Genomic DNA, 13,062 nt, shown 5'->3' with positions numbered 1-13,062 from the left:
TTCCGTAACTCTTCCACTTGGGTATATCAAAGGAGCGCGGGAGCGGAGCGCTCCCAGCCGATCGCGCTCTGCTCGCCTGCGAAAAAGCCACCCGCGCTCGGCCGCCTCTGCCCACCTTCGTCGGCACCCGTAGTGGCCTTCTGATGCCAGAGGAACGCTTTCGAAGCGGGAGAGCCCATAGGAGCGCCAGGAGTCCAGCGGGCTACCGCCTGGCCGCCGAAGCGCTAGCAGGCAGGTCGATCAATGCCTTGAGTTCGGTCGCTGAAAGTCGTTAGAGTCACGCACTCCCAATCTTGCCGAATGAGACTTTTCGCCTTCGCCACTGTCGCCGTCCTGTCGTTCGTCCAACCTCTATTCGCCGACCCGGTAGCGGATATCCCGAAAATCGCCGGCAAAGAGCCTGCCGCGGTGGAGAAGCTCCTCGGCAAGCCGACCGAAGGAGAGAAAACCAAGTACGGCAAGACGCTCGTCTATCAGAAGGGCAAGGTTGAGATCGTCTACATCAAGGGGGAGGCTGACTGGATCACGATCAACGACCTGAAGGACGTGACCTTCGACGAAACTGCAACCAAGGCGCTCGGAATCGATGCCGCCAAGCCGACCTTCAAGGGGCCAACGGTGATCCGGTGGGAGCCGGCCGGAAAGCTGACCTCCGTCGCCGTCTTCGAACTCGAAGGAAAGGTCGATTACGCGTACGTGAAGGTCGCGACGAAGTAGGACATCAGACGCAAGGTTCGTTCAGCCCTTCCACCACGAACGATTTCATGAAAAAGCGACGGATCATTCTCTTGGCGCTACTCGCTTTCACGGTGTGTTTCGTTTTCGTTCGCAGCTTTTGCGGAATCTTCGTGATCCAGCCAATTGGGGCACTTCCGGAAGGTGCAACCATCGTGTATTGGCGCAACGGCTTGAATCTTCCATTCATTGCGTCGGCGGATGGAATTCTCGGCGAATCCGAAGCTGGGGTATCTCTTCTGGGAAGAGCCGTGGTGATCGCTGGCGTTGCCGAGCCGATCATGGAAAGAAAGATCGTGAAGCTCGGATATTCCGAAACGCTCTACCTCTGGTCCACTGGCGGCCGGACGTATGAAAAGTGAGGTCCTGCTTGCTCCACCGGCCCGTCACTCGTCGGTAGCGACTACGACCACCAGCCCGTGAGCCTGTCGGTCGAATTGACGTCGATACCCAAAGCCAGCGCGTCGGCCCGCCTGACGTCATCAAGGTCGATGTCGCAATTTCAACCGAATGGAGGCCATGGAAGCCCGAATTCACTTACCGCCACCCAAGCTAGATCTCCCTTGGACGCGATTGCGCTCCCTCTGAATATTCGCCCGCCGGCTTCCTTCCATTTTTTGCGCAAGCTTGCCGGAAGGCTGCCTGAAAACCTGCTCATCTTGAGCGCCGGATAGGCTTCCCGGATATCTGGATCCATGCCGTTATTCCACTGGACGTAACCGAACGAAAGGCCAACCGCCAAATCCCAGATCCACCAGAGTTCATCAACGGTTTTACGCGGATTGATGCCGGCAGCATCGGCGTAGGATAGCATTTCATCGGTGAAACGGGGTCGCTCCATGCCCCTGCCACCTTGTTCGTCGCTGTCCGATCGGCAGGCCAACCGCTGGATGATCCGCCGGGCCGCCTCCTCGCGGAAAACGGACGCTTCCTCTGAGCCAGCAGGCACGCCGATCATGTCGAATAGACGGCTACTGTGCCTGGCAAACCAATCAAAAGATGCTGTTGCTTGCTCATTCATTCCTCACTCCTTCACGACTTGCCGTTGTCCTTACCGTGAGCCCCGCTTCCGTGTAAACGGGTTCACGTTTCCGCTGGAACTGAAGTTGTTCGTCCTGCTCGCATCACCGGTCGTTCGGTAGTAGCCTTGAACAGCCGATCCGTTACTACGCTGATGGCCTTCGACGTATTGGACCGAAGGGTTGGTTGCGCCTGAAGGGGGTGGCGTAGTGCGTGCCCCCATTCTTGCCGCAAGTTCGGGCGATACCGAAACGGAATCCGATTGGCCGCCGCGTGCCTTCTCGTCGCTTTCGGCGAGCCGGGTGTCTCCACTCCCGCGAGATTTCAGCACATTGCTGTGGTCCTCCCACCCGGTGACCTTACCACCGCGAAATGCCACGGTGGAAAACCTGTAGTTCCAAATTTCGATCTCCCCGCCCGACTTCGTTCGCACGTTGTCCGGTTGTCCCATCGCCAATATGACCGCATCATTTGAAGATCCGATCGAGAAGGTGTCTGTCCCGGTCTTGCGCTCTCTGACAGGGTGTGATGAAGCCACTTGAATCTCGCTGGCCCGTTTCCCTACGGACTGTTGTCCAGGCTGGTTGGAGCATGCGGTGGAGAAGATCGCGATGAACACGAGAGCGCGAGGGGGGAGGTTCACGAGCCACATACTGCGACGTCACAAGGTCCGCTTGCAAGTTCTCCGGCAGCGGCGGGGTTTCGAGGCTGCGGCCATGCTGCTACTGGAGGAGATCCAGATCCATCTTAGCTTGCGCCAACTCAGTGGAGATCTTCTCCAGTTCGCCAGCAAGTGCAGCCCGGCGGCTCAAAATGGATTGCCGGATTTGCTGAAGAATAGCGGGTCCTACACGAAGTTTCTTCTCCAATTCCGTACGTTTGATCGCAATCGCCCGATCAAGTGCCAACACTTCTCCTCGATCAACCTCGGAAGCCGGGTTGAACCGGAATCTTCGTGCCACTTCGTGTCGCCATTCCATCAGCTGCGATGCCAGTGCGATACCGAAACCCGGAACCTGTAGAACAGCCTGAAGATTTACGTCTGCGGCAGTCTCGATCCCGTAAGACTCAAGCATGTCAGTCCGCACCGGTCCAATTCCTGAGATCCCAGCACGGTCAATCCGATGCTTATCCAAGTGCCGATCCAAGGCATGTTTCTCGCGGTTTTTGACCAATTCCTGATACCGACGCTGCCGCTCAGAAGCCAAGTCTCCATGCTCCATGTGGACTCGGGTGAGTTCGTTCACCTTAGAGTCGAACGCACCCACTTCACCTTTCGCGGTATACTGTTCAATCAGCTCGGCCTTCCGATTTGCGAGCTGTGCGTGAACCTCAAGAAACTGCTCGATGCCTCCGTTAGCCGAGTTCGCGATCCAGAACCCAGCAATCGATGCGACAATAATCCAAAGCAGCCACATCGAACCGGCGACCGAAGCACCGGCAAAGAACACTACCACACCAACAACCAATCCAACTGAGCGCCGCTCGTTTCGCTTTCCTTTTGCTGTCGTTGCTTTTGACGACGGCTTGATTCCGATCGTCGGCCCAGACCACGACCACGACGAGAATCCTGGATTTTGCACCCCTTGAATTTGCTTCCAAAGGGCCTCAACATTTACCCCGCCCCCACCATTTCCATTGATCGAAACGCCGAAGAGAATAATGCCGATGCTCTCGATTGGGCACCATGGGCAACTTCCATTTCCCTGGAAGAAGAAATGAGTCGGGTTCGCTGAGCACTGGGAGAAACTCTTCTCTAGTCGCGACAGCGCGGCAACCCAGTCAGCTGCAACTGGCCGGCCATTAACCGCTGCGCCTGAACGCCCAAATGCCTGCTCCCAAAGTTTGGCCAGCTCTGGAGACGCAGCATGCGGCTTTGCCGTGTGGGGCGGCGGCTCCATGTTGGTGAGCGAGGTGTTACTAGAATAGGCGTAGCGAAACTGACCAATAGCCTTCGGAATGGGCATCTCCTCCGGCCCCCGATATCGCCCGGCAAAGGGATGTCTTCCCATTTGCAGCAAATAAAAAATCAATACTGCCAATCCAAAATTGTCATGATTGGGGGTGCGTGCCGTTTGCCGAAATGACCTCTGCTGGAGTTCTGGTGGCGTGAACTGATCTGTCCCCACCTCGCAAAGATAGACCCTGCCACCGCGCGTGATTTGGAAGCTGTCGCAATCAATGATCTTGATCGTTCCGTCTGCGGCGACACGTATGCCTCCATGGTTCACATCGGCGACCAAGCAACCGGCCTGGTGAAGAACGTGAAATGCCCTCGAAAGATTCAGCGCTGATCTTACCAGTAATCGCCAATCGGCGTGCGGGAACTCAGTCAACCTGCTCTTAGGCCCATAGAGGGAATGGATGTCCTTTGAGGTGCCCATCCTGTCCATCAGGAATCCCCCGATGCGTCCGTTGTCCTTGTAAAGAATCTCCTTTGGCCATGCAGTCAGCCGAGCGATCTCCGGCGTCAGCAGACCCGGCATGATTTTGAGTTTGTCCTCCCGCTCCTTGCTAACCTCAGCAAGGTAGACTTTGGCGACAGTATTTGAGTCTCCGGCGAGAGTATAAACCTCCCCCTCGCCGCCCTTTCCGAGCAGGCTCCCGAGACGGATCGTTCCGTTTCGACCTCGCAAAGCCATGGTGGATCTATAGGTGTGACTTCTCAGCAAATGCAACGGGCTCCTCGGCAACAGGCTCTGCCTTGGTCGCCAAGAGCAATGTTTTGTCGTCGTCTGTACGCTCGCACACCAACGGCAAAGCAAGATAGCTCTGGAGCTTCGCGGAAAGCTCTTCGCTTAGCCCAATCGATTCAAGATTTCGAACTGGCTGGAAGATCCGGTCGAAGAATGGAGAGTGAACGGACTGCGAGGCGTAGTGAAGGACCAATGGTTCGATTCCATCGGTGAACACGGCGACTTCTTCAATCCTCCCCTCGACCACGTCGCATTCGAGGACATCCGCGGCCGTCGCGTCGGTGATGAAATAGGTCGTGTTGATGAACTGACCATGCTGAGGCCAAAACACGTAGCTCCAGGAATCACCATTGGGTCGGACAACCATTGCTCCGTCCCCCACTTGGAAAAATGCGGAATGAGTGGGTGAGACAACCGCGGCAAGAAGCGTGCACGCGAATTCGCGTAGACCCAGATTGTGTTCGTCGGCGGCTGTTTGAAGGGCTGCTCGCACCTCCGAAAGCCATCCGAGCGCCACCTCCTTTGTAATTTGAGCTACCTCCAGCCCCTGATCAATCGCGCGCCTCAGCTCTTCCATGAGCCGACTACAAGCCAACGAGGAGCCAATCTCAGAATGCGATGCGCTGCCCGCGCCATCCGAAGCAATCAGTACAAGCGTAGATCCACCATCGCCGACTAGAGCTGCCAGATGAGAATCTTGGCACGGCGCACCTGTCCGTTCGTGGGACGTTCCTGCTACGGAAGCCGCTGCGATTCGCCAGACGGAATTCATCCCACGGTTGCCCAGCCCTCCGGTGCAGTCGGGTTCGCAAGTGGGATCGCATCACCTGGAGAAGATCGAGAAACCGCTCCCATTGAATTCGAAAGCCACTGAAACAACTCTCGAAACTGGAGTCCCTTCAGTTTGAGCGGAGAACGGGCCGAAATTTGGCCGAGGATGTCCATGTTCGCGCCTTCCACCCCAACGGCAAAGAACTGAAAGCTCTTCGTCGTTTCGCCCTCGCGAACGAGTTGGGCAGCTTGCTCCCAGGAATCCGTTGGGGCTCCATCCGTGATGAGGAAGACCCACGGTCTGTAATAGGCTATGCCATTCTGTCTGTATACTTCCTTCCGCTGGCGAATCATTTCGAGCCCCTTCTTGATCGCCGCACCCATAGGAGTGTCCCCGGTTGTTGTAAGCTTGGGAGGAAAGAATGCGTCGGCGGTCGTAAACTCCGTGGCGACTTGAACTGGACCAAACGTCACGATGCCAACCTCCACCCGCTTTGCCGCCATCGAGTCAGCAGTGAGTTCGTCTTTGAACTGGGAAAGCCCCGCATTGAGTTCGTTGATTGGAGCGCCATGCATCGATCCGGAAGTATCCAGAAGAAGTAGGCATGGACACCGGTTCTCGGGATTCTCCGCAAAATCAGCAGCTGCGTTGAATGGAACCTGCTCAAATTCGTTTGTCATGGGCGATTGTGGGGTTGTGGAAAGTGTTCAGTTTCGCCGAGGCCTTTGATTACTTGAAGAGTCGCATGATGAAGCGAAACAGCTTCATCGGCTCAGAGTAGTAACCGGCCTTCCGTTTGAGGCGCGTCTTTGCATTCTTGGGTGCATTGAGGATCTTTGTTACCTCGTAAATGCCGAGATCTCGTTTGATCCGCCTCTTCGCTTTCGTGATTCCGAGAAGCGAATTCAGACTTGGTCTGCGGTAGCGCATGGGGGGCTGCTCTGAGGTCTCACTTGCAGGTCCCGCACTTGCCACCGGACTTGCAGTGTCCACACCGGCTGCAATTGGTGCACACCTTGCAGGGTGTAGCACCCGAGCAAGCTGCCGATTCGGCGTCACCGCAGCATGACCCGCTGGACGAAGCGGTAGCTCGCTGAATTCCGAATCCAGCGGTTCCAATCACCACAACTGAAGCAAAAATGAGGAGGGACTTCATCGGCAGAAGTCTATTGAGATCGGTTAGCCCCGTCCATGAGATTCCTTGAAACTGGCGCACGCGATGACGTAATCTCGCGAGGTGAAACACCTCCCCCTCCTCCTTGCCGCTGCTCTGGCGGCGCTCTGTCCACTCGCCGCCCAGCAACCCGCCGAGGCTAAGCGCGAGCCGGTGAAGCTTTCGCTGGTCAGTGGCGACTCGATCACTGGCACGGTGAGCGGCGTGAAGGGCGGGGAACTCAGCCTAATCACCGACTACGGGGTGATCCGGGTCCCGGTTGCCAAGCTGACCGAGGATTCCCGCAAGAAGCTCGGGATCTCGGCCGATGCGAATGTCGCCCAGCTAGAGAAGCGGGTCGCCGAGCTGGAGGCTCTCGTGGAACGGCTCCGGGCCGAGAACGCACAACTTCGCCGCCAGCCCCTACCCACCCCTACACCAACCCAGGTCCAGCCCCTGACCGGCGGGGGAACGAACAAGGTCACCCCGAGCCAGCCGGCACAGGCGGGCGGCTACTGGATCAGCTCGACCGGCAAACGCCATAATGCTCGGTGTAGGTTCTACGCTACCAGCAAGGGGCGATCAGGCTCGGCATCCGACGGCGTGGCGTGTAAGGTCTGCGGCGGATGAGGACGCTCCTGTTATTCGCCCTGCTCGGTTGGGCCTGCCCGCTGATGGCGGAGCCAGCCCAGACGCTCCGGGTCGTGACCTGGAACCTCCAGTGGTTCTCGGGCGGTCGGATGGGTGCGCCGAAAGACGAGCAGACCAAGCACATCGAACTGGTCCGAGAAGAGATCCGGAAGCTCAACCCGGACATCCTGCTGCTTCAGGAGGTCGGCTCGCAGGCAGCGCTGGAAGAGACGCTTCAGCCGCTCGGGAAGGAATGGAAGGTCGCTGTGGTCTCGCGGTTCATGCAGGGCAACTTCTTGTCCGGCCAGCAGCTTGCGATAGCAGCGAAGATTCCCGCGGATGCGGCTTGGTCGGAGCCTTGGCAACGAGGCTGGGCTGGCGCTCCTCGCGGCTACGCCTTCGCGTCGTTCCTGATCGGCCAGAAGCGGCTCGGGGTCTATTGCCTTCACCTCAAATCCAACCTCGGCAACCCACCCGAGAACACGTCCAAGCGCGAGGACGCGATTGAGCAACTGATCGCCCATACTGAATCCAAGGACGGGCGCGTGGTGAAGCCCGACGCAATGGTAGTTGGCGGTGATTTCAACACCGATGATCCGGACACGCCAGCCGCCCAGTCACCTAGCGAGCGGACGTTCAGCTTCCTCCGGAAAGCCGGCTTCTACTGGAGCTTCGAGTGCATCGAGCACCAGAACCGGATCACCTGCCCTGCCAAGGGGCGATATCCCGCCGCCTGCTTCGACTACTTCTGGACGAAGGGGCTCGGAAAGCCACTATCATCGGTGAAATCTTCGAAAGGTTCGGACCATCTACCGGCCGGGATCGAAATCTCACTGTAATCACCCTCCCTAACATGCCTCGCTACTTAGCAATCGCCTGCTTGGGCCTTCTCGCCCTGCTGCCGTCCTGTGCGCCACAAAAACCAATTGATTTCAGTTCCGGCCGCACCTCGGATTCGTCTTCTTCGACCGGCAGCACGTCTGGCTCGTCTTACTCGGCTCGCTCCAGCTACAGCCGCACCTCCGTACAGTGCTCTGCTTACACCAAGAAAGGTAACAGATGCCAGCGGATGACCACTTCCGCCAACGGCCGTTGCTACCAGCACGGCGGATAATCCAAACTCTTCCCTCCCCGGCATGAGTTTCTACCTCAGGAAAAGCGTCAAGGTTGGCCCGATAAGGTTCAACGTCTCGAAGTCAGGCATCGGCGTTTCAACCGGTTTCAAGGGCTTCCGCATCGGAACCGGTCCCCGTGGTAACTACGTCCACATGGGCGCTGGCGGGATCTACTACCGGAAAACCCTTCCTCTCGGGGGACGCCCCAAGGGAACCAACGGGCTATCGGGATCGGGAGGAGCAATTCCCCGTCCGGTCCCCGGACCAGGAGGCGGCATGCCACCCGAGATTCCGCCGGTGCGGATTGCCGAGATCGAATCTGCGGACGTTTCGCAAATGGTGCACAGTTCCTCGGCGGAACTGCTCGAAGAACTGAACACCAAGAAGGCTCTCGCCCGGTGGTGGCCGGGGGTCGGGATCGGCTGCACGGTGTTGCTGCTTGCCATGATGGTCGGGGGCATTTCACCCGTCTTTTCATTCCTTTGGTTCCTGCTTTCAATTGCTGCCGTCATTTGGGCTTACAGGCGCGACGTGCTGAGAAAGACGGTTGTCCTACTATACGACTTCGACCCTGCCTTGGAACAGGCTTACGGAGATCTTCACCGGGCCGCATCCATCCTTTCGAAGTGTTCGGCATGCTGGCACATCTCGGCTTCAGGTAAGGTTCACGACGGGCGTTACCACGCCGGTGCATCGAGCCTCGTCAGCCGTAAGGACACCACGATCAAGGCCAAGTTGCCTGATTTCCTGAAAACCAACATCGAGACCATCGCCATCGATGTGGGTAGGCAAACCCTCTACTTTTTCCCGGACCGCTTGCTGGTCTATGACGAGGGACGAATCGGAGCAGTCGGTTACGACGCCATCAACGTTCAAGTGAAACAGACGCGTTTCATCGAAGACACCACGCCCCCACGCGACGCCCGCATTGTCGATCACACGTGGCGTTACGTGAACAAGAACGGCACGCCGGACAAACGGTTCGCCAACAAAACGCAGCTTCCAATCTGCCTCTATGATGAGATCCATTTCAGCAGCTCGTCCGGCCTGAACGAAATCATCCAAACCTCCCAATGCGGCACTGGGATTTCATTCTCTGAAGCGATCCAGTCGTTCGGCAGGGTCGCCCGACAGAGTGGGCCGAACAATGGCGCGGCGACTCCGACTCGAAATCCGAGCGCGAAGGCTGCTCAACCGGCTCCTGCTGCCGCGCATCCGGAACGCTCACCGATGGAACAGCGCTTTGCGCAAGGTTTCGTCTCTCCGCCTCCCGTTCCAGCAAGCCCTCCTCCGGTTCCGAAAGCTCCACCTCCACCTCCACCACCAGAGCCGACAGCCGAGTTGTACGGGAGAGACGAAGTCTTCACGCCACTCTGGATGCCAAAGCCGCCTCCGGCTGAGGCTCGCCTTCCTCAGCCGCCGCCGGCCGTCACCCCGCCTCCACTTCAGCCGAAACCGGCTCCGACGCCTACTCCGGAGCCTCCGCCACGGCGACCGGACGTTGTTTCGTCTGCACGTCCACCAAAGGGCGAGCGGATGCAATGGGTCATTCCCGGGACACCGGTTCAGGTCTCCGGGCGAACCCTACAAGGAATGGTCTACATTACGGACACGGCACTTGGTTGGGGCAGCGAGCCTTCAGCGATTTGCAGGACCGCAAGCGTGGATCACCGACCATCTGACCGCGAGGATCTCTCCTACTATCCCAGCTATTCGACGCTCACACCATCACAACGAGCGTTCTACCTCGACTGGCTTGCCCGGGGTCGGCGGGACGCGAACCCGGAGCACCTTCCAACAGGCTACCTGTTCCTGTTCTTCTACGGGATCGAGCGAAGAATGCTGGCCGAAGGCGACTTCGACCCCGCCTTGTGGTTCGAGGTTTTCGAGTTGCTGCGGATTTACGGGCTCACCCGCAAAAGCCGTTCGCTGGTTTCATACTTTGGAGACTTCCTCCATTTCACCTCCTACTCGCAGGGACCGGCTGGATATTCGAACGTCAGCCAGACTCTCCTGGACTTGCAGGGTCGGCGGATCAGCGAACTGGCTCTCACCCTCACACTCGCCAACCATTACAGGATGGGTAAACCGATTGATTGGGCAATCGGGCATCTGGTTGCGATGAACCTCGAAGATTCGAGGCGGAGCGTGGTGACCGAGCGCACGGGCGACGCGTTCAAGGGAATGTTCAGGAAACGATTCGAAGCCCTCCACCCCGAAGGCCTGGTGCTCAAGGCATCGAAGCGCGATCAAACCGTCCAGTATCAGACAGGCAACATCACGCTTAGCACGAATGCCGCGAAGATGCTCAAGGTGCCGGGCGTGATGGGGATCAAAAGCCAGTTCAAGGACCTGTCCGCAATCTGGAACCAGTGCATTGAAGACCTCTCGGGTTATTCGCGAGCCGTTGCGAAGCTTTCATCCGCTTCGGTTTCGAATCAGGACAGGCTGAAAGCCCACCTGGCGCTACCCGCCGAGATCCGCAGGGACCATGCACACCCGCTGGCCGAGATTTTCGCGGAAGCCCTGCAAGCTTGTCCGGAAGCCAACGGCGTTCGTTTCATGCCGGTTGCGGTCCTGGCCGGTTTGCTAGGTATTGGAGAGCGCGCGACCCTGACCCAGGGTCAGAGCGAGGACCTTGCATCGCTAGTCGAAAGCTTGGGCTACACGATGGCTCCCCATCCGCAGATTCTGAACCTGCCGCTTGCTTGGGGCCAGGAAGTGGCTCTTGCCGCATGCCAGGAAAGCAGCCAAGCCTCAAACGACCTCGGAGGACTTCTTCGGCTCCTCTATCTTGCGGTGCTAGTGGCCTCTGCCGACGGAGTCGTGGACGAAACGGAGCTTGAGGTCTTCCACCGGGCGTCCGGCATCAACGACGGATACGCCCGCGTCCAAGTGATGGCTACGGAAGCGGCGCTTACGCGAGACACGCATGTTGCGACCAAGCAGCTCCAACGGATCGCAAAATCCGTTCATCAGGGCGAGCGAATGCCGGTCTTCAAGCTACTCGTTCACATCGCCTGTTCCGACGAGGTGCTATCGAGTGACGAGAACCGGTTGCTACGCCGGATCGCCAAGGCATTCCAGCTCGGAGACGAAGCACTCGACGACGTGTTGTCCGAAGACTCGACCTTCCAGACGGTGACCGTTTCACGCGGGAAGACCCGAACCGGCGGCGAAGCCATTCCGCAGCGGGCACAGGACACTTCACCGGGCTTCTCCCTCGACATGAATCGGATCGCGGCGCTGACAGCCGAGACAGCAGAGGTTGTTTCGATCCTGTCGAAAGCCTTGGCGGAGGAATCCCACGAAGACCCGGTTCCCGTCGCCGTCGAGTCGCCAGCGTCTGTACCATCATCGGTACCGGAATGGATGGAGGCACTGGAATCCCGCTACCAGCCTGCGCTTCTGGAGATCATCGCTGCCGCCAACGGCCATCCCGTCGATTTGAGCGCGATTGCCGCGAAACATCATCTGATGGCCGACGACCTTGCCGACGGAATCAACGCGTGGTCCGACGAGGCACTCGGGGACTTCCTGCTCGAAGTGGCGGAAGACGGCCAGGCAACGATTCAACGCGAACTACTTCCCACCAACTGAACGACCATGCAGATCAAGCGACGCGAACGAGACTCCGTTCTTCAATCTCTCCAGGCCGGACTCGTCCCACGGCAGGGGTTGCACCTCATCCAAGTCGGACGCAAGTCGGAGACCGAGGCCCTTCTGCAGGACATTTCCAGAATCCGCGACGGGGGCTCGTCGTTCCGATTGGTGGTCGGACGATTTGGTAGCGGGAAGAGTTTCTTCCTCAACCTCGTCCGGCACGTTGCGCTCCAGCAGAATCTCGTGATCGTCCAGGCGGACTTCACGATGGAACGCCGGCTTCAGGCCACGGGAGGAGAAGCCCGATCCCTCTACTCGGAGCTGATGCGAAACATGGCAACCCGCGCGAAACCCGAAGGCGGCGCTCTCGCTTCGGTCTGCACAAAATGGATCAGCGGTCTCCAGCAAGAGATTGTGGGATCCGGAGGTGACACTGCGGATGTCGAGGCACGGATCACCGAGGATCTCCGCGATCTTCAGGAATACGTCGGGGGATTCGAGTTCGCTCAAGTCCTTCGCGCCTACTACAGGGGCACGGTCAATGGCAACGAAGCCGAGAAGGCCGCGGCCCTCCGGTGGCTTCGGGGAGAATATCAGACCAAGACCGAGGCCCGTCAGGATCTCGGTGTGAGGCGCATCATTGATGACGACACCTTCTACGACAGCCTGAAGCTGATGGCCGGGTTCTGCCGCAAGGCCGGGTTCGATGGCATGCTCGTGCTGTTCGACGAACTGGTCGTCCTCAGCCACCGGCTCCCCAGTTCCCGCTCACGAGTCGCAAACTTCGAGGCAATCCTGACAATCCTCAATGACGCGGTGCAAGGAAGTGCCCAGGGAGTGGGCTTCGTATTTGCCGGCACCGACGAGAGCCTCGAAGACCGCCGCCGAGGCCTCTTCTCCTATGAGGCGCTCCGCTCGCGCCTCGCCGAGAACCAGCTCGCCACTGGCGGACTCGTGGACCTGTCCGGCCCTGTTGTCCGCCTCCAGGCGCTTTCGCCTGAGGACCTGTTCGTCCTCCTGAGGAACATTTCGGTCGTTCACGCCAGTGGTGATCAGGCTGCTCGCCTGGTCCCGGACGAAGGCATTGCGGCGCTGCTCCACAAGGCGAACGACACCCTCGGGGCCGACTTCTTCCGGACACCTCGTGACGTAATCCGTTCGTTCGTCGGGCTCTTGAACTTGATTGAACAGAATCCCGGCAAGACTTGGAACGACATCCTTGGACTCGACGGAATCCTCAGCAAGCCAGCGTCCCCGATGTCGGTTGAGGAGGAGATTGCCGTAAACCCAGCCGCCACGAGCGAGGAAGACGACGACCTCGCCAGCTTCAAGCTCTAG

At 58.6% G+C, this 13,062-nt stretch carries 10 protein-coding genes; 6 read left to right on the top strand and 4 right to left on the bottom strand.

Going from position 1 to position 13,062, the window contains the following annotated elements:
- The first annotated feature begins 300 nt into the window (after positions 1 to 300).
- Both OJ996_RS05610 and OJ996_RS05605 read left to right on the top strand, forming a co-directional pair.
- Complete coding sequence (locus OJ996_RS05610) at positions 301 to 717, top strand: hypothetical protein (protein ID WP_264512068.1); 417 nt, start codon at positions 301 to 303, stop codon at positions 715 to 717.
- Between the two features lie 47 nt (positions 718 to 764).
- Positions 765 to 1,097: a hypothetical protein gene (locus OJ996_RS05605; RefSeq protein ID WP_264512066.1), complete on the top strand. Its 333-nt coding sequence runs from the start codon at positions 765 to 767 to the stop codon at positions 1,095 to 1,097.
- A gap of 140 nt (positions 1,098 to 1,237) precedes the next feature.
- Here the strand turns inward: OJ996_RS05605 and OJ996_RS05600 are convergent, their stop codons facing one another.
- From OJ996_RS05600 to OJ996_RS05585, 4 genes are all read right to left on the bottom strand, one after another.
- Positions 1,238 to 1,756 (bottom strand): hypothetical protein, encoded by a 519-nt coding sequence (locus OJ996_RS05600; protein WP_264512064.1) that lies wholly within the window; start codon positions 1,754 to 1,756, stop codon positions 1,238 to 1,240.
- 721 nt (positions 1,757 to 2,477) lie between these two features.
- Positions 2,478 to 4,397: a helix-hairpin-helix domain-containing protein gene (locus OJ996_RS05595; protein WP_264512061.1), complete on the bottom strand. Its 1,920-nt coding sequence runs from the start codon at positions 4,395 to 4,397 to the stop codon at positions 2,478 to 2,480.
- A gap of 7 nt (positions 4,398 to 4,404) precedes the next feature.
- On the bottom strand, positions 4,405 to 5,223 hold the full coding sequence (locus OJ996_RS05590) for a PP2C family serine/threonine-protein phosphatase (RefSeq protein ID WP_264512059.1): 819 nt from the start codon (positions 5,221 to 5,223) through the stop codon (positions 4,405 to 4,407).
- Positions 5,220 to 5,903: a vWA domain-containing protein gene (locus OJ996_RS05585; protein ID WP_264512057.1), complete on the bottom strand. Its 684-nt coding sequence runs from the start codon at positions 5,901 to 5,903 to the stop codon at positions 5,220 to 5,222. Before OJ996_RS05585 ends, OJ996_RS05590 begins: the two co-directional genes overlap by 4 nt.
- A gap of 557 nt (positions 5,904 to 6,460) precedes the next feature.
- On the opposite strand from OJ996_RS05585, the gene OJ996_RS05580 reads away from it, so the two are divergent.
- The 4 genes from OJ996_RS05580 (at position 6,461) to OJ996_RS05565 (ending at position 13,062) form a co-directional block, all read left to right on the top strand.
- Positions 6,461 to 7,006 (top strand): bZIP transcription factor, encoded by a 546-nt coding sequence (locus tag OJ996_RS05580; RefSeq protein WP_264512055.1) that lies wholly within the window; start codon positions 6,461 to 6,463, stop codon positions 7,004 to 7,006.
- A complete protein-coding gene (locus OJ996_RS05575; protein WP_264512052.1) occupies positions 7,003 to 7,845 on the top strand; it encodes an endonuclease/exonuclease/phosphatase family protein in 843 nt (280 codons plus the stop codon). Before OJ996_RS05580 ends, OJ996_RS05575 begins: the two co-directional genes overlap by 4 nt.
- Before the next feature lie 297 nt (positions 7,846 to 8,142).
- Positions 8,143 to 11,721: a TerB N-terminal domain-containing protein gene (locus OJ996_RS05570; RefSeq protein ID WP_264512050.1), complete on the top strand. Its 3,579-nt coding sequence runs from the start codon at positions 8,143 to 8,145 to the stop codon at positions 11,719 to 11,721.
- 6 nt (positions 11,722 to 11,727) lie between these two features.
- Entirely contained in the window at positions 11,728 to 13,062 is a 1,335-nt protein-coding gene (locus OJ996_RS05565) for an ATP-binding protein (RefSeq protein WP_264512048.1), read from the top strand.

Origin of the sequence: Luteolibacter rhizosphaerae, assembly GCF_025950095.1 — a bacterium.
Classification (GTDB): Bacteria; Verrucomicrobiota; Verrucomicrobiia; order Verrucomicrobiales; family Akkermansiaceae; genus Haloferula; species Haloferula rhizosphaerae.
Note: the sequence above shows the minus strand (reverse complement) of the source record. Positions and strands in the feature narration are given on the sequence as shown.

Excerpts from the sequence above, each read along its gene's own strand:
- OJ996_RS05585 (WP_264512057.1), bottom strand. The coding sequence starts at position 5,903 with ATGACAAACGAATTTGAGCAGGTTCCATTCAACGCAGCTGCTGATTTT.
- OJ996_RS05595 (WP_264512061.1), bottom strand. The coding sequence starts at position 4,397 with ATGGCTTTGCGAGGTCGAAACGGAACGATCCGTCTCGGGAGCCTGCTC.
- OJ996_RS05590 (WP_264512059.1), bottom strand. The coding sequence starts at position 5,223 with ATGAATTCCGTCTGGCGAATCGCAGCGGCTTCCGTAGCAGGAACGTCC.
- OJ996_RS05610 (WP_264512068.1), top strand. The coding sequence starts at position 301 with ATGAGACTTTTCGCCTTCGCCACTGTCGCCGTCCTGTCGTTCGTCCAA.
- OJ996_RS05600 (WP_264512064.1), bottom strand. The coding sequence starts at position 1,756 with ATGAATGAGCAAGCAACAGCATCTTTTGATTGGTTTGCCAGGCACAGT.
- OJ996_RS05570 (WP_264512050.1), top strand. The coding sequence starts at position 8,143 with ATGAGTTTCTACCTCAGGAAAAGCGTCAAGGTTGGCCCGATAAGGTTC.
- OJ996_RS05575 (WP_264512052.1), top strand. The coding sequence starts at position 7,003 with ATGAGGACGCTCCTGTTATTCGCCCTGCTCGGTTGGGCCTGCCCGCTG.
- OJ996_RS05565 (WP_264512048.1), top strand. The coding sequence starts at position 11,728 with ATGCAGATCAAGCGACGCGAACGAGACTCCGTTCTTCAATCTCTCCAG.
- OJ996_RS05605 (WP_264512066.1), top strand. The coding sequence starts at position 765 with ATGAAAAAGCGACGGATCATTCTCTTGGCGCTACTCGCTTTCACGGTG.